This is a genomic window from Micromonospora sp. WMMD734 (assembly GCF_049178975.1).
Lineage (GTDB): Bacteria > Actinomycetota > Actinomycetes > Mycobacteriales > Micromonosporaceae > Micromonospora > Micromonospora wenchangensis.
Genome location: NZ_JBMHMK010000001.1, coordinates 3,874,932 through 3,896,646, shown reverse-complemented (window position 1 = coordinate 3,896,646; position 21,715 = coordinate 3,874,932). Strand labels below are relative to the sequence as shown.

The following is a 21,715-nucleotide window of genomic DNA, read 5'->3' as shown; positions in this document are numbered from 1 at the left end:
GCAGCGGTGTCGGCGGGCCAGGTGCGTCGTCCCGGTGTCCCCGGTGTCGTGTGAGGGGCGGGGTCAGATCGAGGCGGTGGCGAGCTTGATGCCGAAGCCCAGGAAGAGCATGCCGACGCCGGTGGTGGCGCCGGCGGCCAACCGGCGACGCTGCCGGAACTGGGCGGCCAGGAAGGTGCCCGCGAAGATCAGCGCGGTCAGGTAGAGCGCGCTGGTCACCTGGGCGATCAGCCCGAGCAGCAGGAACGACAGCGCCGGCCAGGCGTAGCCGGGGTCGACGAACTGGATGAAGAACGAGATGAAGAAGAGGATCGCCTTCGGGTTGAGCAGGCTGATCACCAGCGCCTTGCGGAACGGGCTGCGCAGCGCCTCGGGCTCGGCGGCGTCGATCAGTCGGGGCGTCGCGGGGTCGTGGCGGTCACGCCACCGTCGCCAGGCCCCCCGCAGCATGGTCAGCCCGACGTAGCCCAGGTAGGCCGCACCGGCGTACTTGATCACAAGGAAGAGCGGCGGGTACGCCTTGAGCAGCGACGCCACCCCGGCAGCGGAGAGGATCATCAGCACCGAGTCGCCGAGGAAGACCCCGCCCGCCGCCCGGTAGCCGGTCGCCACGCCGCGCTTGGCGGCGGTGGAGAGCACGAAGAGGGAGTTCGGCCCCGGCAGCAGAATGATCGCCACGGTGCCCAACACGTACGTCCAGATGTCGGTGATGCCCAGCACGCCCGTCATCCTCGCTCCGCCGGTGCCGAACGGCGAAGCCATTCCCGCAGCCTGGCCTGTGCGTTCGGCCACTCGTCGACGGTCATGGCGTACTGCACGGTGTCGCGCCAGGAGCCGTCCGGGCGCTGCCGGTGCATCCGCAGCACGCCCTCCCGGGTCGCGCCCAGTCGGGCGATCGCGGCCTGCGACCTGGTGTTGCGGATGTCGGTCTGCCAGACCACCCGCACCGCCCCCAGGTCGTCGAACGCCCGACCGAGCAGCAACAGCTTGGCCTCGGTGTTGACGGCGCTGCCCCACCAGGGCCGACCGAGCCAGGTGTACCCGATGGCGACGCAGCGCCGCGCCGGGTCGAGGTCGTAGTAGGAGGTCGATCCGATGACCGCGCCGGTGCGGGCGCAGCGCTGCACCCACGGCACCCGTTCGCCGCGTCGCCGGGCGTCCAGCGCGGTGCCGACGACGGCCCGCATCGCGGCCGGGTCGGTGGGCGTCGGGTGGCTCAGGTGGGCCCAGACCTCCGGCTCGGCGGTGGCGGTGAAGAGGTCGTCGGCGTGCGCCGGGGTGAGCGGCTCCAGCAGCACGTGCGCGCCGCGCAGCGGCACCGGCTCGTACCACGGCGAGACGGCGGAACCCGGCCCGGACGACCCGGTGACCTCCGCCCCCGACCCGGCGGGCCCGGCGGTGTCGGACCGGCCGGTGACGTGCGCCGGGTCGGGGCGTGCCGGTCCGACCGGCTCCCGCACGGGGGCACCGGTGCCGGAGAGGTAGGCCGGCAGCGGGGCGGTCACCCCGGCGTCGGGCTCCGGCGGGCCGGCGACCTGCCGCAGCGGCACCACCCCGGCCCAGTACGGCAGGTCGAGGTCGGCTGGCTCGTCGCGGACCCCGCCGGTGCGGGTCCGCACCGACACCTCGCGCAGCGGCAGCGCCAGGACGGCCGTCTCGGCCAGCTCCCGCCGGCTCGGGGGGCGGCTGTCGGCGGCCCGCCCGGCCGCAGCCTTTTCCACCAGGGCGGTGAGCACAGTGCGCTTGTCGTCGTCGCTGGTCACCAGGTGGGCGGTGCCGTGGGCGACGACCGAGCGGTAGTTGGCGCTGTGGTGGAACTGGGAACGACCGAAGACCAGCCCGTCGAGCAGGGTCACCGTGACGCAGACCGGCAGCCCGGCGTCGCCCCGGGCGGCGAGCAGCGGCCGGCTGCCGGTGGAACCGTGCAGGTAGAGGGTGTCACCGACGCGGACGTGCAGGGTGGGCAGCAGTCGCGGCTCACCGTCGACCACGAACCCCAGCACGCAGTGGTAGGCCTCGTCGAGCACCGCGTGGGCGGTGGCCCGGTCGTAGCTCATCCGGTCCCGGCTGCGGCTGGCGGTGGTGCGTGCGGTCGGCGCGTACATGTGACATCCCGCCTTTGTTCTAGTACGATCCTGAAACTGTGGCAGCACATTATCAGATCCTCGGGTCCACGTCCGCCGCGATTTCGGCGAGCGTGGAAACCGGCATCCGCAGCGGCGCGCTCGCCGCCGGTGACGCGTTGCCGCCCGTCCGCGCCCTCGCCACCGCGTTGGCGGTCAGCCCGGCCACCGTGGCGCGCGCCTACCAGGAACTGCGCCAACGGGGTCTGGTGGTCACCGCCGGCCGACACGGCACCCGGGTGCGCCCCCGCCCGCCGGTCGCCCCGCGTCGCGCCGCGCGCGCTCCGGCCCCGGCACCCGGCACCCGGGACGTGTCCCACGGGCAACCCGACCCCCGGCTGCTGCCGCCGTTCGGCCCGCACCTGGCCGCGCTCGCCGACACGGTCGGCCCACCCGTCGGATACGCCACGACCGGCGTGCACCCCGCACTGGCCGAGGCCGCCCGCTCCCGGCTGGCCGCCGACGGGGTGCCCGCCGACGAGTTGACCGTCACGGGGGGCGCGCTCGACGGCATCGAACGGCTGCTCGCCACCCACCTGCGCCCCGGCGACGCGGTGGGCCTGGAGGACCCGGGCTGGGCCAACCTGCTCGACCTGGTCGCCGCGCTCGGGTTGCGGCCGGTGGGCTTCCCGGTCGACGAGGAGGGGCCCGTCGTGTCCGGGGTGCGCGACGCCGTCGCGCTCGGGGTGCGGGCGCTGGTGGTGACCAGCCGGGCGCAGAACCCGACAGGCGCCGCCGTCTCCGCCGACCGGGCCGGGGAGTTGCGGGCCCTGCTCGCCGGCCGCCCCGACCTGCTGCTGATCGAGGACGACCACGCCGCCGAGCTCTCCCGGCTGCCGGTGCACCCGCTGGCCGGGGCCACCCCGACCTGGGCGTTCGTCCGCTCGGTCAGCAAGCCCTACGGGCCCGACCTGCGGCTTGCGGTGCTGGCCGGTGACGAGGTGACGGTGTCCCGGGTGGCCGGCCGGGCCAGGGTGGGGGCCGGCTGGGTCTCCACCGTCCTGCAACGGCTCGTCCTGTCGCTCTGGCGTGATCCGGCCACCACCGCCCTGGTCGACCGGGCCGCCGACGCCTACGAACGTCGCCGTCGCGGGCTGCTCGCCGCGCTGACCGACCGGGGCGTGGCGGGGCACGGCCGCAGCGGCATCAACGTCTGGCTGCCGGTGCCCGACGAGACCGCCACGGTCACCGCGCTACGCGACGCCGGCTGGTCGGTCGCGCCCGGCGGCCTTTCCCGGCTCGGCAGCCCGCCCGCCGTCCGGATCACGGTCAGCGCACTCGACGACGCCGACCTCGTGCCGCTGGCCGACGCGGTGGCGGCGGCGGTCCGCCCCGCCGGCCCGGTCGGTTTCACCGCCTGACCCGCGCCGTCGGCCCGCTCTCGCCCCGCTGCCCGGGGGTCGGCTCCGGTGGCGCGGTCAACCCCGCCGGACGTACGAAGACCTTCCGGCGGGCGACCGCGTCGCCGGCCGCGTCCAGTTGGTAGCCCTCCAACCAGACCCATCCGTCGTACGTGGGCCAGTCGAGCACCCGGATGACCCGCAACCGGATGGGCCGGAGGAACTGCACGCTGGCGGCGCTGGTCACGTACACCAGGTCGCCAGCCTTCACCGGCCGTCCCGGTCCCGTCGGGCGCGCAGCTCCCGCTGGACGCGCCGGTGCCGCCAGGCGCGCAGCGTCGCGCCCGCGTCGGCGAGGCGGGCGCACGAACCGTCCGGCCGGCACCTGGAGCAGGCGTTGCGGTGGTGGAAGTCGACGACGTAACCGGCCATCACCACGGCGAACGGTGGCTCGCCGGATCGCGGCTCAGGCATCGGGCCAGCACCCCCGGTTGGGCCGGTCGGAGCGGCGCGCGCCCCACCTCACCTCGGGGACCTGTCGGCGCGGCCGGGCCCGCCGGCCGGCGGGGGAGTGCCGCCCCGCAGCCGCCGTCGGGGGCAGGGGCCTGGCCCGTTGTACGACGTCGACGGGCTCAGCCGGCCGGTGGAACCACTTGCAACGGGACATGCCGAACGCTCCTGACGCAGGGAGTTTACGTGAAGTAAACCTTACATCCGAAGAGTGAGTTGGGTATAGAGTCTCCGCTTCTGGAAGCGTGCGCACGCTGTATCCGTAGCGTCTGACGGGTGGAAGTAGCGTTGATGGGTGCGGCAGAGATCCAGGAACGCCTGGGCGTCTCCCGGCAGCGCGCCTACATCCTGATCAACCGACGGGACTTCCCGGCTCCGGCGGCGACCCTCAGGATGGGCAACGTCTGGCTCAAGTCCGATGTGGAGGCGTGGATCGCCGAGAAGCGTCCGCACCTGCTCGAAAGCGACGAGGAAGCGTAGGGAACCCGGGTCGACGGGACGCCCGGCGGGTCCCTCGTGGACTCCCGACGCGACCGGGTAGAACAGTCGCCATGGCCGAGCAGACCGACGCACCCGGTGCCCAGCAGTTCATCCCGCCGCAGGCCGGCACATTGGCCGAGTTGCGGGCCGCAGCCACCGGTTGCCGGGGCTGCGAGCTGTACCGGGACGCCACCCAGACCGTCTTCGGCCGGGGCGACGAGAGCGCCCGGGTGGTCTTCGTCGGCGAGCAGCCCGGCGACCTGGAGGACCAGCACGGCCTGCCCTTCGTCGGCCCGGCCGGCCGGCTGCTGCGCCGGGCGGTCGACGACGCCGGCCTCGACCCGGCCCACCTCTACATCACCAACGCGGTGAAGCACTTCCGGCACGAGTTGCGCGGCCGGCGTCGTATCCACCAGACCCCGGACCGGGTGCACATCGTCGCCTGCCGGCCGTGGCTGGTCGCCGAGTTCGCCCGGCTCCGCCCGCACCTGGTGGTGGTGCTCGGCGCGACGGCGGCGAAGGCCCTGCTCGGCCCGACCTTCCGGGTCACCCGGCAGCGTGGCGAACTGCTGCCCTGGCCGGCTGCCGCCGAGCATCCGGGGGACTTCACCCGGGCTCCGGACCGCGCCGGCGCGCCCGCCGCCCGGGTGCTCGCCACCATCCACCCGTCGGCGGTGCTGCGCGCCGACAACCAGGACGTCGCCTACCGGGGGCTGGTGGACGACCTCACGGTCGCCGCCCGCGCCCTGGCAGGCTGACCGCCGGACCGCACGCCCGGGAACCCCGGTGCGGGCGGGGGGCGGGCTGCGCGAGGATGGCCTCCCCGGACCAGGAGCTGCGATGACCGTCGACCTGCGCGTGCCCGCCCGGCCCGACGTCGCCCCGATCCAACGGCGTACGTTGCAGCTGCTCGTCGCCACCCAGACCATCGGTGGGGTCGGGGTGGCGATCGGGATCTCCGTCGGGGCGCTGCTGGCGGCCCGGGTCGCCGGCACCGCCATGGCGGGGCTGGCGCAGAGCTGCGGGGTGGTCGGCGCGGCGCTGCTCGCCGTACCGGTCACCCGGATCATGAACGGGCACGGCCGGCGGCCGGGGCTGGTGGTGGCCTACCTGACCGGGGCGGTCGGGGCGCTGCTGGTGGTGCTCGCCACGGTCACCGGCGGGGTGCCGCTGCTCTTCCTCGGGATGCTGCTGTTCGGCGGCGGCACGGCGGCCAACCTCCAGGCCCGCTACACGGCGGTGGACCTCGCCGAGCCGGCCCGCCGGGGCCGGCAGCTCTCCCTGGTCGTCTGGGCCACCACCATCGGCTCGGTGGCGGCACCCAACTTCGCCGCGTTCGCCGACCGGGTCACCCGGTCCCGGGGGCTGCCGTCGCTGGCCGGCCCGTTCGCGTTCAGCGCCGCCGCGTTCGGCCTGGCCGCGGTCGTACTGCTGCTGTTGCTGCGGCCCGACCCGCTGCTCACCGCGCGGCGGCTCGCGGCGGCCGAGGCGGGGACGCCGCCCGGTGCCGCCGCCCCCGCGCCGGGCGGGCGGCGGGCCGGCATGCGGGCGGCCTGGCGGGTGGTGCGCGGCCGGCCGGCGGCCCGGCTGGGCATCGCCGCCGTCGCGGTCGGCCACCTGGTGATGGTCGCGGTGATGGCGATGACCCCGGTACGCCTCGGCGAGTCGCACTCCGACGCGGACGTGCTGCGGGTCGTCGGCATCGTGCTGAGCGTGCACATCGCCGGCATGTACGCGTTCTCGCCGGTGGTGGGCTGGCTCACCGACCGGTGGGGCCGGCGCGCGGTGATCCTCGTCGGCGTGGGCACCCTGCTTTCGGCCTGTGCGGTCGCCGGCACCGCCGGGCACCACACGCCGCGCCTCTCGGTCGGCCTGGCCCTGCTCGGGCTGGGTTGGTCGGCGACCATGGTGGCCGGCTCGACGCTGCTGTCCGAGGCGGTGCCGTCCCGGGTACGCCCCAGCGTGCAGGGGCTCTCCGATCTGACGATGGGGTTGGCCGGGGCGGGCGCGGCGGCGGCCAGCGGGTTTGTCATGCGGGTGGCGGGTTATCCGACCCTGACCCTGCTGGCGGCGATCGCGGTGGTGCCGCTGTTGGCGCTAGCGTTGCGCCGGGTGCCACCGACGGCACCCGACGAGGAGGAGTGATCACGTGCGGCTGACCGACTTCTGGACCCGGCTGGACGAGGCGTTCGGGTCGGGCTACGCGACCAGCATCGCCAGTGACCAGGTGCTCTCCCAACTCGACGGGCGGACCATCGAGCAGGCCCTCGCGGCCGGCGAGCAGACCCACGTGGTGTGGCGGGCGGTGGTCGCCGCGTACCCCGACCGGGTGCCCGCGCGACTACGCTGAGCTGCCGTCGGACCCTGTCCGCGTGTCGCTTGCCGGCTCGTACACCTGTTCGGCTATTGTCCACAGCGGGGTGCTCGTCCACAGCTCGCGGCCCGTCGGCTGGTTTTCTGTCGGACCCAGCGCCTAGCGTGTCCGCGTGACGCGAAGCTCAGGAAAGACGCCGGCGAAGGCAGGAGTGGCAAACATGGCCGCAGGGCCCGACCGGGAGAAGGCACTCGACCTTGCTCTCGCTCAGATCGACAAGCAGTTCGGCAAGGGGTCGGTGATGCGGCTGGGCGAGCGCCCGGTCGTCCAGACCTCGGTCATCCCGACCGGTTCCATCGCGCTCGACGTGGCGCTCGGCGTGGGTGGCCTGCCCCGGGGCCGGGTCGTCGAGATCTACGGTCCCGAGTCCAGCGGTAAGACCACGGTCGCCCTGCACGCGGTGGCCAACGCCCAGCGGGCCGGCGGCATCGCCGCCTTCGTCGACGCCGAGCACGCGCTCGACCCCGACTACGCCAAGGCGCTCGGTGTCGACACCGACGCCCTGCTGGTCTCCCAGCCGGACACCGGCGAGCAGGCGCTGGAGATCACCGACATGCTGGTCCGCTCCGGCGCGATCGACATCATCGTGATCGACTCGGTGGCGGCCCTGGTGCCGCGCGCCGAGATCGAGGGCGAGATGGGCGACAGCCACGTCGGTCTCCAGGCCCGGCTGATGAGCCAGGCGCTGCGGAAGATCACCGGCGTGCTCAACAACACCGGCACCACGGCGATCTTCATCAACCAGCTCCGCGAGAAGATCGGCGTCATGTTCGGCTGTATGTCGTACTCGACCAGGGTGACCCTGGCCGACGGCACGCAGGAGAAGATCGGCAAGATCGTCAATCAGCGGATGGACGTCGAGGTTCTCTCCTACAACCCGGAAACCGACCGGGTGGAGCCGAAGCGGATCACCAACTGGTTCAACAACGGCCCCGCCGAGCAGTTCCTCCAGTTCACCGTGGCCAAGTCGGGCGGCAACGGCCGTGCACAGTTCGCCGCCACCGCCAACCACCTGATCCGCACGCCCGGCGGTTGGCGGGAGGCCGGCGAGCTGATCGCCGGTGACCGGGTCATGCTGGCCGAGCCGCGTCAGCTCAGTGAGCAGCAGTGGCAGGTCGTGCTCGGTTCGCTGATGGGTGACGGTGCCCTCTCGCCCAACCGGGCGGACCGCTCCGGTGTCCGTTTCCGCCTCGGGCACGGCGCTGCGCAGGTCGACTACCTCGACTGGAAGGTGTCCCTGCTCGGCAACATCACCCACTCCCGCCGCACCGACGAGCGCGGTGCCGCGTTTGCCGACTTCACGCCCCTGCCCGAGCTGGACGAGTTGCGTCGTGCGGTCTATCTGGGTGACGGCAGGAAGCACCTCAGCTGGGACTACCTCAAGGCCCTCACGCCGCTTGCCCTCGCCGTGTGGTACATGGACGACGGGTGCTTCACGGTCCGCTCCAAGGGCGTGCAGGAGCGCACCGCCGGTGACTCCGGCCGGATCGAGATCTGCGTCGAGGCGATGGCGGAAGGCAGCCGTGAGCGGCTGGTGGAGCATCTGCGCGACGCGTACGGCATGGAGGTGAAGCTGGTTTCCCGGGGTGCCCGGGGAACGGCGTCGATCATCTTCACGACGGCGTCGTCCGCCCGGTTCCAGGAACTGGTCGCGCCGTACGTGCCGGCGGCGATGCACTCGAAGCTGCTTCCCCGGTTCCAGGGGCAGTGCGCGGTCGAGCCGCAGTTCGCCTCGGCGGAGCTCACCCCGGTGCCGGCCCGGATCATCGACGTGCACGTCAAGCCCAGGACCCGCTCGATGAACCGGTTCGACATCGAGGTGGAGGGCAACCACAACTACTTCGTCGACGGGGTCATGGTGCACAACAGCCCCGAGACGACCACCGGTGGTCGGGCGCTGAAGTTCTACGCCTCGGTCCGGCTCGACGTGCGCCGCATCGAGAGCCTCAAGGACGGCACCGACGTGGTCGGTAACCGCACCCGGGTCAAGGTCGTCAAGAACAAGGTCGCCGCGCCGTTCAAGCAGGCCGAGTTCGACATCATGTACGGCAAGGGCATCTCCCGCGAGGGCTCGCTGATCGACGTCGGCGTGGAGCAGGCGATCATCCGCAAGTCGGGTGCCTGGTACACCTACGACGGTGACCAGCTCGGCCAGGGCAAGGAGAAGGCCCGGGAGTTCATGAAGGAGAACCCGGACGTGGCCGCCGAGATCGAGAAGAAGATCCTGGAGAAGCTCGGGGTCGGGGTGGGCGCGGGTGACGCCGCCGGTGGCCCTGAGCTGCCGCCTGTCGACTTCTGACCGGTCGCGCCCCGATGGCAGGACGACGCGCCCGCACGGGGCGGGGCTGGGACGCCTCCCCACCCCGTGCGGGTGCCGATGACACGACGCCCCGCCCCCGGCGAGGTCGCCGGGGGTCGTCGGACGAGACCGAGCCGACATCTGGTGAGCCGACGCCCCGGGACGAGGGCGAGGTGGCCCGGGAGATCTGCCTGCGGCAGCTCGCGGTGCGCCCGCGTACCCGGGCCGAGCTGGCCGGGGCGCTGGCCAAGAAGGGCATCTCCGACGAGGTGTCCGCCCAGGTGCTCGACCGTTACGACGAGGTCGGCATCATCGACGACGCCGCCTTCGCCCGCGCCTGGGTCTCCAGCCGGCACAACGGTCGCGGGTTGGCCCGCCGGGCGCTGGCCAACGAACTGCGCCAGCGGGGCGTGGACGGCGAGGTGGCCAGCGAGGCGCTCGGCGAGCTGGACGAGGAGACCGAGGCGCAGACCGCCCGCGCCCTGGTCGACCGGAAGCTGCGGACCGCCCGGGGCGAGCCCGACGCGGTGTTCCGCCGGCTGGTCGGCATGCTCGCCCGCAAGGGCTACCCGCCCGGGGTGGCGATCCGGGCGGTGAAGGACGCCCTGGCCGCGCAGAGCGCCGAGGCGGCCGAGTTCGCCGAGCAGATCGACGCCGACGCGCTGGCCGACGCCGAGGGCGAGCGGGGCTGACCGTGTGGAAGGCGTCCCTCAACGGTGCCCGGCGGCGCGACGAGCACCCCGCCGTGCCGCTGACCGCGGCCGAGCTGGCCGCCGACGCGGTGCGCTGTGCCGAGCTGGGGGTGGCGGCGGTGCACGTCCATCCCCGCGACGCCGACGGTGCCGAGTCGCTGTCCCCGTCGGTGATCGCCGGGGCGGTGACCGCGATCCGCGCCGCCCGGCCGGGGCTGCCGGTGGGGGTGAGTACCGGCGCGTGGATCGCACCTGATCCGGCCGACCGGGTCGCCGCCGTCCGCGCCTGGTCGGTGCTGCCCGACTTCGCCTCGGTCAACGCCCACGAGGACGGTGCCGAGGCGGTCGCGGCGGCCCTGCACGAACGAGGCGTGCTGGTCGAGGCCGGCCTGTGGACGGTGGACGCGGTCCGCGCCTGGCGCGCCTGGCGGGTGCCGACCGGTCGGGTCCTGGTCGAATGCCTGGCCGACGAGCCGGACCGGGCGCTGGCCGACGCCGCCGACATGCTCGCCCGCCTCACCCCCGGTGATCCTCCGGTGCTGCTGCACGGCGAGGGGCCGGCCACCTGGCCGGTGTTCTTCGAGGCGGTCCGCCGGGGTCTGGACACCCGGATCGGCCTGGAGGACACCCTGCACCTGCCGGACGGGTCACCCGCCCCCGACAATGCCGCCCTGGCGGGCTGCGCCCGCGCGCTGGGGGCCCGCTGACCCGACCGGGTCCGGCCCCGACACCGCGAACCTTTGGGTTTTTTGTAACGCCGTGTCCGGACTCGGATCACCGCTCGGTGACGTTGTCAACTCTCTCCGTTCGGGGGGTTTGATCATGAGTTCTTGACCGAACGGCCTTCCGCGACCTAGCCTCGCCATACAGGCTCACTTTGCCCGACCAGCGCAGGCTAAGCGCACAACATAGATCGCGTAACGGAACTGCAACACTTTGGCCAGCTCCACCGGCCTTGACGGTCCCTCCGGACAGCCGGTCCGGAGCCGATCCGACAACTGCACCCGGCTGTCGGCGATGCCGCATGGGCATCGCCGACGGAGAGCTATCCCCACGGCCAGCCGCTCGGTCGGGCGTCCGGAGCCGCAGAGGTGGCGTGCCGTCGGCACGGTTCCCCTGCGGCGTAGACGTTTGGGGAGGCGCGACCATGGCTGGTCGGCACAGGGACCGGGGGTCCCCAGGAGGTGACGGCGCGCGCAGTCGCGCCGGCACGGTGTTGCGGCCCACCGGCCCGGGTGACGGGACACCGGCATGAGCACCTTCGACGTGGTGCTCCTGATCGTCGTCGGGGTCCTCGCCGCCGTCGTGGTCGGCGTCGTCCTGGTCGGCGTACGGGCGCTGCGCCGGATCGGCACCGCCCCCGCCCCGGACGATCCCGCCTTCATCGCGGAGAAGGACCGGCAGGAACAGTCGCTGGCCGCGTTGCGCAGCGCCGCCGACGAGGTGAACAGCACCATCGACGTGGCGAAGTCCGCCGCCTCGGCGGCGCGGGCCGAGGCGGCCGGGGCCAAGGCGGAGGCGAAGTCGGCCCGTGCCGAGGCGCGCCGGGTCCTCGACGACGCCCGCGCCGAGGCGGACACCGTCCTGGAGCGGGCGCACAAGCAGGCCGAGGCGGACGCCGAGCAGTTGCGGGCCGCCGCCCGGCGCAGCGGTGAGCGTGAGGTGGCGGTGCTCGCCGCGACGACGCGGGAGCAGGCGGCCGAGGTGGAACGCCGGGCCGCCCGGATGGACGAGCGGGAACGGCTGCACACCGAGGAGGTGGAGCGGCTCGCCGAGCGGGAGCGGCAGCTCACCGCCGCCAGCGCCGCGCTGGCCGAGCGGGAGGCGGCGGTCACCGCCCGGGAGGCGGCCCTGACGGTGGCCGAGGAGCAGCGCCGGCGGGAGTTGGAACGCGTCGCCGGGCTCACCGCCGACTCGGCCCGCACCGAGCTGATCGAGGCGATCGAGACGCAGGCGAAGCGGGAGGCGGCGCTGCTGGTGCGGGACATCGAGTCCGACGCCCGCAACACCGCCGAACAGCGCGCCCGGCACATCGTGGTGGACGCCATCCAGCGGGTGGCCAGCGAGCAGACCGCGGAGAGCGTGGTCAGCGTGCTGCACCTGCCGGGGGACGAGATGAAGGGGCGGATCATCGGCCGGGAGGGGCGCAACATCCGCGCCTTCGAGTCGGTGACCGGGGTCAACCTGATCATCGACGACACCCCGGAGGCGGTGCTGCTGTCGTGCTTCGACCCGGTGCGCCGGGAGGTCGGCCGGCTCACCCTGGAGAAGCTGGTCCTCGACGGTCGGATCCACCCGCACCGGATCGAGGAGGTGCACGACCTGGCCCGACAGGAGGTGGAGGAGCTGTGCCACCGGGCCGCGGAGGACGCCCTGGTGGAGGTGGGCATCACCGAGATCCACCCCGAACTGGTCACCCTGCTCGGCCGGTTGCGCTACCGCACGTCGTACGGGCAGAACGTGCTCAAGCACCTGGTGGAGACCGCCCACATCGCCGGGATCATGGCCGCCGAGCTGCGGTTGGACGTGCCGACGATCAAGCGGTCGGCGTTCCTGCACGACATCGGCAAGGCGCTCACCCACGAGGTGGAGGGCAGCCACGCCATCATCGGCGCCGACCTGGCCCGCAAGTACGGCGAGAGCGAGGACGTGGTGCACGCCATCGAGGCGCACCACAACGAGGTGCCGCCGCAGACCATCGAGGCGGTCCTCACCCAGGCCTCCGACGCCTGCTCGGGCGGGCGGCCGGGGGCCCGGCGGGAGAGCCTTGAGGCGTACGTCAAGCGGCTGGAGCGGATCGAGGAGATCGCGGCCGGCAAGCTCGGCGTGGAGAAGGTCTTCGCGATGCAGGCGGGCCGGGAGATCCGGGTGATGGTCAAGCCGGACGACGTCGACGACATCGGCGCGGCGGTCCTGGCCCGGGACGTGGCCAAGCAGATCGAGGAGGAGTTGACCTACCCGGGGCAGATCCGGGTGACCGTGGTCCGCGAGTCCCGGGTCACCGAGATCGCCCGCTGACCCCGTACGACCAGGAAGGGCCGGCCCGGAGATCCGGGCCGGCCCTTGTCGTGTGCGGGTCAGTTGCCGCCCGCGCCCTCGGCCTGGGAGGCGAGTGCGGTGGGCGGGGCCTGCGGGGCGGGCGTGCCGGCCGACTTGCGCCCGCGGGACAGCCGCCGCTGGACGAACTGGGCCAGCTTCGACAGCGAGTAGTTGGCCAGGATGAACAGTGCGGCGATCACCACGTAGACCTGGATCGGGTTGTCCAGCACGCCGATGATCTGCTTGCCGATGTTGAGGGTCTCCTCGTAGCTGATGATGAAGCCCAGCGAGGTGTCCTTGAGTACCACGACGAGCTGGCTGATCAGCGCCGGCAGCATGATCCGGAACGCCTGCGGGAGCAGGATCATCCGGGTGGTCTGGGCGGGGGAGAGGCCGATCGCGGCGGCGGCCTCGGCCTGCCCGCCCGGCAGCCCCTCCATGCCGGACCGGAGGATCTCGGCGATGACCACGGAGTTGTAGACGGTCAGGCCGATGACCAGGTACCACAGCGTGTCGAAGGAGATGCCGAACTCGGGGAAGCCCCGGGCCACGAAGAAGATGGTGAGCACCACCGGCAGGCCCCGGAACACCTCGACGCAGACCCGGGTGACCGCCGAGAGGGTGACGCTGAGCCCGCGCAGCAGGTAGGCCACCGGGGTGGCCATCCCGGTGAAGCGCCGCCGGGTGAGGCTCTTGAGCTGGATGCGCAGCATCGCGAGCAGGGTGCCGACCACCAGTGAGGCGATGATGGCCAGCACGGCGGCGGTGAGGGTGTTCTTCAGCCCGAAGCCGATCCGGTCCCAGACCTGGGAGAAGTTCTCGTGGGAGGGGTCGACCAGCGGCCCCCACAGCTCCATCGAGAACTGGCCCTTGTCGTCCAGCGGGCGGTAGATCAGGAAGTACGCGCCGACGGCCAGCAGCACGGTGGCGACGATGCTGCTGATCAGGGTGATCCGGCGCTGGCGCGGGCCGGGGACGTCGTACAGGACGCTGGTCTGCTGACTCATCGGGCCACCGCCTGTCGCTTCTCCAGCCGGTCGAGCAGTGCGCCGAGCGGCACGGTCATGATCAGGTAGCCGATCGAGATGCCGATGGCGACCGGGATGAAGGCGTAGCCCTCGGCGGAGGTGAGCTGGTCGGCGCTCTGGGACAGGTCGCCGACCACGCCGAAGAAGCCGATCAGCGCCGAGTTTTTGATCATCGCGATGATCACCGAGCCGAGCGGCACCACCGACGCCTTCCAGGACTGCGGCAGCACCACGTGCCGCAGGTTCTGGCCGAAGGTCAGGCCGAGCGAGCGGGCGGCCTCGGCCTGACCCGGCGGCACCGCGTTGACCCCGGAGCGCAGCGCCTCGCAGACGAACGCGGCGGTGTAGAGCACCAGGGCGAGCAGCGCGAAACGGAAGTACGGCAGGTCGGTGCCGAGCCGGGTGAAGAGCGAGTCCAGCACGGGGACGCGCAGGAAGTCGGCGTTGGAGCCGAGCGCCGGCAGGCCGAAGGCGGCGAAGAACATCACCACGGTCAGCGGCATGTTCCGGAAGATGTTCACGTACGCGGTGCCGACGGCGCGCAGCGGCGGCACCGGCGAGATGCGGAGCACCGCCATGACGGCGCCCAGGATCAGGGCGCCGATCGCGGCGAGGACGCAGATCTGGAGGGTGAGCCAGAAACCACCCGCGAAGACGTCGAACTTGTCGATGAGCACACTCACGGGTCGGTGTTCCTCCCCACCCTCCAGATCGAGGTCAGATCAGTAGCGGTTGATGGTGGGCGCGCTGCCCAGCTCCGCGCCGAACTTGCCGGCGGTGTCGTCCCAGGCCTTCTTCCAGCTGCCGTCGTTGAACGCCTTCTCCAGCGTGTCGTTGATGAAGGTGCGGAAGTCGTTGTCCTCCTTCTTCACCCCGATGCCGTACGGCTCCTTGGTGAAGTTGTCCCCGGCCAGCTTGAACGACGCCTCGTCCTCGGCGATGTAGCCGAGCAGGATCACGTTGTCGGTGGTGACGGCGTCGACCTGACCACCCTTGAGGGCGTCGCGGCACTTGGGGTAGGTGTCGAAGAGCACCAGCTGGGTGCCGACGTCCTTGATGTACTTCTTGATCTCCTCGGCCGGGGTGGACCCGGTCACCGAGCAGACCTTCTTGGTGCCGTCCTTGAAGGAGTCCGGCCCGGTGATGGTGGTGTCGTCCTTCTTGACCAGGATGTTCTGGCCGGCCTCGTAGTACGGCCCCGCGAAGGCGATCCGCTCCTTGCGCTTGTCGTTGATCGTGTAGGTCGCCGCGACCAGGTCGACGGTGCCGTTGACGATGGCGTCCTCACGGACCTTCGACGGCGTCTCGACGTACTCGATCTTGTCCTCGGGGATGCCCAGCTCCTTGACGATGAGCTTGGCGACCTCGACGTCGAAGCCCTCCGGCTTGCCCGACAGGCCCTTCTGGCCGAAGCCGGGCTGGTCGAACTTGGTGCCGATCTTGATCTTCTGCGCCTTGTTGAGCTTCTCCATGGTGCTGCCGGCGGCGAAGGACTTGCTGCCGGCGCCGGTGCCCTCGTCGGCGTCGTCGCCACCGCAGGCGGCCAGACCGAGCGCCAGGGTGGCCGCCGCGGCGACTGCCGCCACGCGCTTCATACGCATACTGAACTCCTTCTTCGTCGGAATGCACCGGTGACCGGCGCGCTCCACTACGGACGCCTAGTGCGTGAGGATCTTGGAGAGGAAGTCCCGGGCCCGCTCGCTGCGCGGGTTGGCGAAGAACTCCGTCGGCGGGGCGTCCTCGACGAGCTGCCCGTCGGCCATGAAGATCACCCGGTTGGCGGCGTGCCGGGCGAAGCCCATCTCGTGGGTCACCACCACCATGGTCATGCCCTCGCTCGCCAACGAGGTCATCACGTCGAGCACCTCGCCGACCATCTCCGGGTCGAGCGCGCTGGTCGGCTCGTCGAAGAGCATCGCCTTGGGCTGCATGGCCAGCGCGCGGGCGATCGCCGCCCGCTGCTGCTGGCCGCCGGAGAGCTGGGCCGGGTACTTGTCGGCCTGGTTGGCGATGCCGACCCGGTCGAGCAGGGCCAGGCCGCGCTCGCGGGCGGCGGCCGGCTTCTCCTTGCGGACCTTGACCGGCCCGAGGGTGACGTTCTCCAGGATGGTCTTGTGGGCGAAGAGGTTGAACGACTGGAAGACCATGCCGACCTCGCTGCGCAGCTTCGCCAGCGCCCGCCCCTCGGCCGGCAGTGGCTGCCCGTCGAAGGTGATCGTCCCGTCGTTGATCGGCTCCAGCCGGTTGATCGTCCGGCAGAGCGTCGACTTGCCCGAGCCGGACGGCCCGATCACCACCACGACCTCGCCCTTGCCCACCGAGAGTGACACGTCGTCGAGCACGTGCAGGGGGCCGAACCACTTGTTGACCTTGTCCAGCACGATCAGCGGTTCGCCGGTCGCCACGTCGTCCACCGTCCCTGTCGTCGTACCGGAAAGCGGGGTCGGTCGACCCCCGGTTGGGCCACTGTAGGCGGGGCGGCGTGGCGGATCGCAACTCAACGGGTCACGGAGAGGTAACACCGGTGTCGGGTGTACGCCGACGTCCGAATTCCGTCACTCCGCCGGGCCGTCAGGTGGCGGCGCGGCGGGGTGACGGAGATCATGGGGGGATGACCGACCGGGTCCGCCTGACCGAGTACGCGCGTGGTGGCGGCTGCGCCTGCAAGATCCCGCCGGGCGAGCTGGAGGCGATGGTCGCCGGCCTCGGGCCGGCCACCGGCACCGCCGAACTGCTGGTCGGCCTGGACCACGGCGACGACGCCGCGGTGGTCCGGCTGGACGGGCACAACGGATTGGTCACCACCGCCGACTTCTTCACTCCGGTCGTGGACGACGCCTACGACTGGGGGCGGATCGCCGCCGCGAACGCCCTGTCCGACGTGTACGCCATGGGCGGCACTCCGCTGGTCGCCATCAACCTGCTCTGCTGGCCCCGGGACACTCTCCCGCTGGAGCTGGCCCGGGAGGTGCTGCGCGGCGGTCAGGACGTGGCCCGGGAGGCCGGCTGCCACCTGGCCGGCGGGCACAGCGTCGACGACGACGGCCCCAAGTACGGGCTGGCGGTGACCGGGCTGGTCCGCCCCGAGGAGCTGATCACCCTGGACGCCGGCCGGGCCGGGCTGCCGCTGTCGCTGACCAAGCCGCTCGGCGTCGGGGTGCTGAACACCAGGCACAAGGCCACCGGCGAGGTCTCCGCCGAGGCGGTGGCGTCGATGACCACGCTCAACCGGGACGCGGCCCGCGCCGCCGTCGCGGCCGGCATCCGCTGCGGCACCGACGTGACAGGTTTCGGGCTGCTCGGGCACGCCTCGAAGCTGGCCCGTGCCAGTGGCCTGACGGTGGCGATCGACGCCGCCCGGGTGCCCTACCTGCCCGGTGCCCGGGCGGCGGTGCGCGACGGGCACGTCAGTGGCGGCACCCGGCGCAACCTGGACTGGGTCAGCCCGTGGACCGGGTTCGGGTTGACGGGTGAGACCGACCAGCTGCTGCTGGCCGACGCGCAGACCTCGGGTGGGCTGCTGCTGGCCGGCGAGGTGCCCGGCGGCACGGTGATCGGCGAGCTGCTGCCCCGGGGGGAGTCGATGGTCGTGGTGCGCTGACCCGCCCGGCCCGGTGACGCGCGCCCTGGCCCGGTGACGTGCCCGGCCGGGTGAGGTGCGCCCGGTCTGCTGGCGCGTCCGGTGGGCGTCGGGGCGGCGGCGCGCCGCCGGGCTGGCCCGCGCCGGGCACCGTACCCGATAAACTGTCATCTTCCTGCCACTCCCAGCAATGGCACCCCGGGAAATTTTGCCCGGAATGGTCACAGACCGGTAACTTGCCCCCGGCTGGGGGTAAATGCCCCCCACCATCGTCAGTAAGGCCCGATCCGGAGGCCGGTGGGAACTAACGCAGCGAGGAGGCGGCATGACCGAGCTGTGGAACTGGAGAATCGACCGGGCCGAACCCGTGACGGTCTACCCGGCCCTGGCCGAGGCGCTCGGCCGGGTGGTGATGCCGCTGGCGGTGGCGGACCCGGCCCGGCTGCCCCGGCACGCGGTGATCTGCGACGTCTGGCAGGCCCCGGGGGAGTTCGGCACCATGGTCGACTGTTACGGCGTCCCGGAGTCGCGGCACGAGCTGGGCACGATCGCCGCGCTGGCCCGGTTGCTCGACCGGGACTGCCTGCTCACCGACGACACCCTCGACGCCGGCCGGCACCTGCTGGTCGCCCCGGGCGGCACGATCCGCCCGGTGCACTTCGAGGTGACCGAGACCGACGACGGCGAGCTGCTCTCCGCCCGCCGGCTCTGCACCCTGGCACACCCGGCCTGCCGTGGCTGGTCGCGGTGCCGCGGCTCCCGCTGGGCCCCCGACTCGGTCAACCCCGCCCTCGCCGCCGCCTGACCCCCACCCCACCCCACCCCACCCCACCCCGTCGATCATGGAGTTGTGGCGCTCGCAGAACAGGTCAAATTGGCCTAATGCGTCCACCACAACTCCATGATCGACAGGAGCGTGGGGTGAGGGTCAGGGGGCGGGGGTGGGGCGGGTGCTGCGGACCTGCAACTGGTCGAGGAGGGTCGCGGTGGCGGCGGTGACCGCCTGCACCGCCGCTTCGAAGGCCGCCGCGTTGTGCGCGGCCGGGGCCCGGAAACCGGACACCTTCCGCACGTACTGCAACGCCGCCGCCTCGATGTCGGCAGGGGTGACCGTCGGGACGTACGGCTCGCGCAGGGTCTTGATGCTCCGGCACATGGTTCCTCCATCGTCGGGGTCTTCCCGGTCGGCCCGGGTCGGTCGGCCCGGATACGCTGTGCACGTCATGACTACCGCAGCCGCGGGCAGCCCGCGCACCTACCAGGTGCGCACGTACGGCTGCCAGATGAACGTGCACGACTCCGAGCGCATCTCCGGCCTGCTGGAACAGGCAGGTTACGTGCGGCTCGCCGAGGCCGACGACAACCCGGACGTGGTGGTGTTCAACACCTGCGCCGTCCGGGAGAACGCCGACAACCGGCTCTACGGCAACCTCGGTCACCTGCGCCCCGTGAAGGACAGGCACCCGGGGATGCAGATCGCCGTCGGCGGTTGCCTGGCCCAGAAGGACCGCGGCGACATCGTCCGCAAGGCCCCCTGGGTGGACGTGGTGTTCGGCACCCACAACATCGGCTCGCTGCCGGTGCTGCTGGAACGGGCCCGGCACAACACCGCCGCCGAGGTGGAGATCCTCGAATCCCTCGACGTCTTCCCGTCCACCCTGCCGACCCGGCGCGAGTCGACGTACGCCGGCTGGGTGTCGATCTCGGTGGGCTGCAACAACACCTGCACGTTCTGCATCGTGCCCTCACTGCGCGGCAAGGAGAAGGACCGCCGCCCGGGTGACGTCCTCGCCGAGGTGCGCGCGCTGGTCGCCGAGGGGGTGCTGGAGGTGACCCTGCTCGGGCAGAACGTCAACTCCTACGGCGTCGAGTTCGGCGACCGGTACGCCTTCGGCAAGCTGCTGCGCGCGACAGGCGAGATCGACGGGTTGGAACGGGTCCGGTTCACCAGCCCGCACCCGAAGGACTTCACCGACGACGTGATCGCCGCGATGGCCGAGACGCCGAACGTCTGCCACTCGCTGCACATGCCGTTGCAGTCCGGCTCCGACGACGTGCTGAAGGCGATGCGTCGCTCGTACCGGTCGGACAGGTACCTCGGCATCATCGAGAAGGTCCGCGCGGCGATGCCCGACGCGGCGATCACCACCGACATCATCGTCGGCTTCCCCGGCGAGACCGAGGCCGACTTCGAGCGGACCCTCGACGTGGTCCGCGCGGCCCGGTTCTCGTCGGCGTTCACCTTCCAGTACTCCAAGCGCCCCGGCACGCCCGCGGCGACCATGGACGGCCAACTGCCCAAGCAGGTCGTGCAGGAACGCTACGAGCGGCTGATCGCCTGCGTCGAGGAGATCACCTGGGCGGAGAACAAGCGGCTGGTCGGCGAGACCGTCGAGGTGCTGGTCGCCGTCGGCGAGGGCCGCAAGGACGACCGCACCGGCCGGCTCTCCGGCCGGGCCCGCGACGGCCGCCTGGTGCACTTCGCCACCGGTGGGCCCGGTGAACCGGGCGCGGCCGGCACCGTCCGGCCGGGCGACATCGTGCACACCACCGTCACGTACGCCGCCCCGCACCACCTCAACGCCGACGGCGTGCCGCTGGCGCACCGCCGCACCCGGGCCGGGGACGCCGCCGAGGCGGGCCGCGCACCGCGTACCCCCGGGGTGTTGCTCGGGTTGCCCACGGTCGGCGCACCGGCCGCGCCGCCCGCGCCGACGACCGGCTGCGCCGCGCACTGACCCCGGCCGGGGCCCGCCACGCCGGCGGACCCCGACCGGCGCGCGGTCAGACCGAGATCCGGCCCGCGCCGGCGCCCGCCGTCACGATGGACTTCACGCTGCTCGCGCTGTCCAGGGTGTACGGGTACGGGATGCCGGCGACGCTGCCGCCGGTCTGCCCGGCGGGCGAGTTGACGAAGTGGTTGTTGCGGGCCACCAGGCTCCCCGGCCCGGAGTCGGCCTCGCCGAGGTGGTAGGTGTCCTTGACGTTCTCGAAGTAGTTGCCCTCGACGAGCACCCCGGCGCTCATCGTGGACGCCACGCCGTAGCCGGCGTTGTTGTAGTAGTAGTTGTTGTAGACGTGCACCGGGTTGCCGAAGCGGACCCGGGGGTTGCGCTGCTTGCTGCCGTCGTACCAGTTGTGGTGGTAGGTCACCCGCAGGTGGCCGATGTCCTGGCCGCCGTTGTCGTCGCTGTGCCCGAGCAGCATCGTCTTGTCGTGGCTGTAGACCCGGTTCCAGGAGACGGTGACGAAGTCGGAGCCGCGCTTGATGTCCACGGTGCCGTCGTAGCCGTTGCTGAACGTGTTGTGGTCGATCCAGATGTTGGTGGCCGAACTCTCCACGTTGACCGCGTCGTCGCTCCAGTTGCGGAACGTCAGGTTCCGGATGATCACGTTGCGGTCGCCGTTGACGGTGAACCCGCAGCCGACGATGGTCGCCCCGGCGTTGCCCAGCACCGTCTTGTTGGACCGGACCCGCAGCATGCCCGAGCAGTTGATGGTGCCGGAGACCCGGATCACCGCCGCGCCGGTGGCGTTCAACGCGCTGGTCAGCGCCGAGGCGGTGGAGACGGTGGTCGCGCCCGCGTTTCCGCCGCCGGTGGTGCCGCCGTTCTGGGTGGCCCAGCCGACCAGGCCGGTCTGCGGCACGCTGGGCGGTGGGGTGGTCGCCGGGGGCGTCGTCGGCGGGGGTGTGGTCGACGGCGGGGTGGTCGGCGCACCGGTGGGGGCGGTGCTTCCGGTGCAGGTCACCCCGTTGACGGTGAAGCTGGTCGGCGTCGGGTTGCTGGAGTTGTTCCAGGTGCCGTTGAAGCCGAAGGAGACGGTGCCGCCGGTCGGCACGCTCCCGTTGTAGCCGACGTTGGTGGCGGTCACCGTGCTGCCACTCTGGGTCACGGTGGCGTTCCAGGCGTCACTGACCGTCTGGCCGGCCGAGTACGACCAGCGCAGGCTCCAACTCGACAGCGGGTCGCCGAGGTTGCTGATGGTGATGTTGCCGGTGAATCCGCCCTGCCACTGCCCGCCGACGGTGTAGCTGACCGCGCAGCCGGGGGCGGCGTGGGCGGCGACGGCGGTGAGCGTGCCGGTGGCGAGCAGGGCGACGGTGGTGGCGGCGATCAGCGTCGTACGACGCCGAGGTGTGCGCATGCTGCGTCCCTTTCGGGTGGGACAGGCGGCCGTCGACGGGGGAGCCGCCGGTGGGTGCCGCGCCCGTCGGCACCGGTGACTCGCCGCGTTCGCCGATCGGCCCC

Annotated in this window: 22 protein-coding genes and 2 pseudogenes; 14 read left to right on the top strand and 10 right to left on the bottom strand. The window is 72.3% G+C overall.

Translation table 11 applies throughout. From position 1 onward, the window contains the following. Positions 1–63 precede the first annotated feature (63 nt). Both leuE and ACN267_RS16470 read right to left on the bottom strand, forming a co-directional pair. Positions 64–729, bottom strand: a complete 666-nt coding sequence (gene leuE / locus ACN267_RS16475; RefSeq protein ID WP_204956981.1) for a leucine efflux protein LeuE — start codon at positions 727–729, stop codon at positions 64–66. After that, positions 726–2,105 carry a bifunctional pyridoxamine 5'-phosphate oxidase family protein/GNAT family N-acetyltransferase gene (locus ACN267_RS16470; RefSeq protein WP_421489062.1) on the bottom strand — a complete coding sequence of 460 codons (1,380 nt, stop codon included), beginning with the start codon at positions 2,103–2,105 and terminating at the stop codon, positions 726–728. The genes leuE and ACN267_RS16470 overlap by 4 nt, the downstream gene beginning before the upstream one ends. A gap of 38 nt (positions 2,106–2,143) precedes the next feature. Between ACN267_RS16470 and ACN267_RS16465 the strand changes: the two genes are divergently transcribed. Next, positions 2,144–3,484 carry an aminotransferase class I/II-fold pyridoxal phosphate-dependent enzyme gene (locus ACN267_RS16465; RefSeq protein WP_421489061.1) on the top strand — a complete coding sequence of 447 codons (1,341 nt, stop codon included), beginning with the start codon at positions 2,144–2,146 and terminating at the stop codon, positions 3,482–3,484. Here ACN267_RS16465 and ACN267_RS16460 read toward each other — a convergent pair. Both ACN267_RS16460 and ACN267_RS16455 read right to left on the bottom strand, forming a co-directional pair. Then, a complete protein-coding gene (locus ACN267_RS16460; protein ID WP_421489060.1) occupies positions 3,474–3,734 on the bottom strand; it encodes a hypothetical protein in 261 nt (86 codons plus the stop codon). The two genes, ACN267_RS16465 and ACN267_RS16460, sit on opposite strands and share 11 nt — an antisense overlap. Then, positions 3,731–3,937 carry a hypothetical protein gene (locus tag ACN267_RS16455; protein WP_421489059.1) on the bottom strand — a complete coding sequence of 69 codons (207 nt, stop codon included), beginning with the start codon at positions 3,935–3,937 and terminating at the stop codon, positions 3,731–3,733. Before ACN267_RS16455 ends, ACN267_RS16460 begins: the two co-directional genes overlap by 4 nt. A gap of 312 nt (positions 3,938–4,249) precedes the next feature. Between ACN267_RS16455 and ACN267_RS16450 the strand changes: the two genes are divergently transcribed. From ACN267_RS16450 to rny, 10 genes and pseudogenes are all read left to right on the top strand, one after another. Beyond that, the gene (locus ACN267_RS16450) at positions 4,250–4,453 is read left to right on the top strand and encodes a helix-turn-helix transcriptional regulator (protein ID WP_420115820.1); all 204 of its coding nucleotides are present in this window, start codon (positions 4,250–4,252) and stop codon (positions 4,451–4,453) included. Between the two features lie 71 nt (positions 4,454–4,524). Then, positions 4,525–5,211, top strand: a complete 687-nt coding sequence (locus tag ACN267_RS16445; RefSeq protein ID WP_421489058.1) for a UdgX family uracil-DNA binding protein — start codon at positions 4,525–4,527, stop codon at positions 5,209–5,211. Between the two features lie 82 nt (positions 5,212–5,293). Beyond that, the gene (locus tag ACN267_RS16440) at positions 5,294–6,598 is read left to right on the top strand and encodes an MFS transporter (RefSeq protein WP_421489057.1); all 1,305 of its coding nucleotides are present in this window, start codon (positions 5,294–5,296) and stop codon (positions 6,596–6,598) included. Between the two features lie 4 nt (positions 6,599–6,602). Next, entirely contained in the window at positions 6,603–6,803 is a 201-nt protein-coding gene (locus ACN267_RS16435; RefSeq protein ID WP_204923937.1) for a DUF3046 domain-containing protein, read from the top strand. A gap of 184 nt (positions 6,804–6,987) precedes the next feature. After that, positions 6,988–7,839, top strand: a pseudogene (gene recA / locus ACN267_RS16430) (recombinase RecA); the annotation flags it as partial. 60 nt (positions 7,840–7,899) lie between these two features. Beyond that, a pseudogene (locus ACN267_RS16425) lies at positions 7,900–8,454 on the top strand (LAGLIDADG endonuclease); the annotation flags it as partial. A gap of 171 nt (positions 8,455–8,625) precedes the next feature. Continuing rightward, complete coding sequence (locus ACN267_RS16420) at positions 8,626–9,126, top strand: hypothetical protein (protein WP_372445910.1); 501 nt, start codon at positions 8,626–8,628, stop codon at positions 9,124–9,126. Between the two features lie 14 nt (positions 9,127–9,140). After that, a complete protein-coding gene (locus ACN267_RS16415) occupies positions 9,141–9,818 on the top strand; it encodes a regulatory protein RecX (protein WP_281899623.1) in 678 nt (225 codons plus the stop codon). A 2-nt stretch (positions 9,819–9,820) separates the two neighbouring features. Continuing rightward, complete coding sequence (locus ACN267_RS16410) at positions 9,821–10,525, top strand: 3-keto-5-aminohexanoate cleavage protein (protein WP_421489056.1); 705 nt, start codon at positions 9,821–9,823, stop codon at positions 10,523–10,525. Positions 10,526–11,069: 544 nt separating this feature from the next. Next, the gene (gene rny, locus ACN267_RS16405; protein WP_421489055.1) at positions 11,070–12,836 is read left to right on the top strand and encodes a ribonuclease Y; all 1,767 of its coding nucleotides are present in this window, start codon (positions 11,070–11,072) and stop codon (positions 12,834–12,836) included. Between the two features lie 59 nt (positions 12,837–12,895). On the opposite strand, the gene ACN267_RS16400 is transcribed toward rny, so the two are convergent. The 4 genes from ACN267_RS16400 to ACN267_RS16385 are packed head-to-tail and all read right to left on the bottom strand — an operon-like array spanning position 12,896 to position 16,299. Continuing rightward, complete coding sequence (locus ACN267_RS16400; RefSeq protein ID WP_281899619.1) at positions 12,896–13,864, bottom strand: amino acid ABC transporter permease; 969 nt, start codon at positions 13,862–13,864, stop codon at positions 12,896–12,898. Continuing rightward, positions 13,861–14,568 carry an amino acid ABC transporter permease gene (locus ACN267_RS16395; protein WP_204956995.1) on the bottom strand — a complete coding sequence of 236 codons (708 nt, stop codon included), beginning with the start codon at positions 14,566–14,568 and terminating at the stop codon, positions 13,861–13,863. The genes ACN267_RS16400 and ACN267_RS16395 overlap by 4 nt, the downstream gene beginning before the upstream one ends. 39 nt (positions 14,569–14,607) lie before the next feature. Then, positions 14,608–15,486, bottom strand: a complete 879-nt coding sequence (locus ACN267_RS16390; RefSeq protein WP_281899617.1) for a glutamate ABC transporter substrate-binding protein — start codon at positions 15,484–15,486, stop codon at positions 14,608–14,610. Between the two features lie 57 nt (positions 15,487–15,543). Continuing rightward, positions 15,544–16,299, bottom strand: a complete 756-nt coding sequence (locus ACN267_RS16385; RefSeq protein ID WP_281899615.1) for an amino acid ABC transporter ATP-binding protein — start codon at positions 16,297–16,299, stop codon at positions 15,544–15,546. A 197-nt stretch (positions 16,300–16,496) separates the two neighbouring features. Here ACN267_RS16385 and selD point away from each other — a divergent pair, with 197 nt between their 5' ends. Next, positions 16,497–17,486, top strand: coding sequence for a selenide, water dikinase SelD (gene selD / locus ACN267_RS16380; protein WP_421489054.1), 990 nt, complete (start codon positions 16,497–16,499; stop codon positions 17,484–17,486). A 304-nt stretch (positions 17,487–17,790) separates the two neighbouring features. Beyond that, positions 17,791–18,270 carry a hypothetical protein gene (locus ACN267_RS16375; protein WP_067314369.1) on the top strand — a complete coding sequence of 160 codons (480 nt, stop codon included), beginning with the start codon at positions 17,791–17,793 and terminating at the stop codon, positions 18,268–18,270. 123 nt (positions 18,271–18,393) lie between these two features. On the opposite strand, the gene ACN267_RS16370 is transcribed toward ACN267_RS16375, so the two are convergent. Then, a complete protein-coding gene (locus tag ACN267_RS16370) occupies positions 18,394–18,621 on the bottom strand; it encodes a DUF2277 family protein (protein ID WP_421489053.1) in 228 nt (75 codons plus the stop codon). A gap of 67 nt (positions 18,622–18,688) precedes the next feature. On the opposite strand from ACN267_RS16370, the gene miaB reads away from it, so the two are divergent. Continuing rightward, the gene (miaB, locus tag ACN267_RS16365) at positions 18,689–20,203 is read left to right on the top strand and encodes a tRNA (N6-isopentenyl adenosine(37)-C2)-methylthiotransferase MiaB (protein ID WP_421489052.1); all 1,515 of its coding nucleotides are present in this window, start codon (positions 18,689–18,691) and stop codon (positions 20,201–20,203) included. Positions 20,204–20,249: 46 nt separating this feature from the next. Here the strand turns inward: miaB and ACN267_RS16360 are convergent, their stop codons facing one another. Continuing rightward, on the bottom strand, positions 20,250–21,611 hold the full coding sequence (locus tag ACN267_RS16360; RefSeq protein ID WP_421489051.1) for a cellulose binding domain-containing protein: 1,362 nt from the start codon (positions 21,609–21,611) through the stop codon (positions 20,250–20,252). Positions 21,612–21,715: the final 104 nt, after the last annotated feature.

Bases quoted from the DNA above. Each gene is read 5' to 3' on its own strand.
- ACN267_RS16470 (WP_421489062.1), bottom strand. From the start codon at position 2,105: ATGTACGCGCCGACCGCACGCACCACCGCCAGCCGCAGCCGGGACCGG.
- miaB (WP_421489052.1), top strand. From the start codon at position 18,689: ATGACTACCGCAGCCGCGGGCAGCCCGCGCACCTACCAGGTGCGCACG.
- ACN267_RS16360 (WP_421489051.1), bottom strand. From the start codon at position 21,611: ATGCGCACACCTCGGCGTCGTACGACGCTGATCGCCGCCACCACCGTC.
- ACN267_RS16400 (WP_281899619.1), bottom strand. From the start codon at position 13,864: ATGAGTCAGCAGACCAGCGTCCTGTACGACGTCCCCGGCCCGCGCCAG.
- ACN267_RS16375 (WP_067314369.1), top strand. From the start codon at position 17,791: ATGACCGAGCTGTGGAACTGGAGAATCGACCGGGCCGAACCCGTGACG.
- ACN267_RS16390 (WP_281899617.1), bottom strand. From the start codon at position 15,486: ATGCGTATGAAGCGCGTGGCGGCAGTCGCCGCGGCGGCCACCCTGGCG.
- ACN267_RS16445 (WP_421489058.1), top strand. From the start codon at position 4,525: ATGGCCGAGCAGACCGACGCACCCGGTGCCCAGCAGTTCATCCCGCCG.
- selD (WP_421489054.1), top strand. From the start codon at position 16,497: ATGACCGACCGGGTCCGCCTGACCGAGTACGCGCGTGGTGGCGGCTGC.
- ACN267_RS16415 (WP_281899623.1), top strand. From the start codon at position 9,141: ATGGCAGGACGACGCGCCCGCACGGGGCGGGGCTGGGACGCCTCCCCA.
- ACN267_RS16420 (WP_372445910.1), top strand. From the start codon at position 8,626: ATGAACCGGTTCGACATCGAGGTGGAGGGCAACCACAACTACTTCGTC.
- ACN267_RS16455 (WP_421489059.1), bottom strand. From the start codon at position 3,937: ATGCCTGAGCCGCGATCCGGCGAGCCACCGTTCGCCGTGGTGATGGCC.
- ACN267_RS16370 (WP_421489053.1), bottom strand. From the start codon at position 18,621: ATGTGCCGGAGCATCAAGACCCTGCGCGAGCCGTACGTCCCGACGGTC.
- rny (WP_421489055.1), top strand. From the start codon at position 11,070: ATGAGCACCTTCGACGTGGTGCTCCTGATCGTCGTCGGGGTCCTCGCC.
- leuE (WP_204956981.1), bottom strand. From the start codon at position 729: ATGACGGGCGTGCTGGGCATCACCGACATCTGGACGTACGTGTTGGGC.
- ACN267_RS16440 (WP_421489057.1), top strand. From the start codon at position 5,294: ATGACCGTCGACCTGCGCGTGCCCGCCCGGCCCGACGTCGCCCCGATC.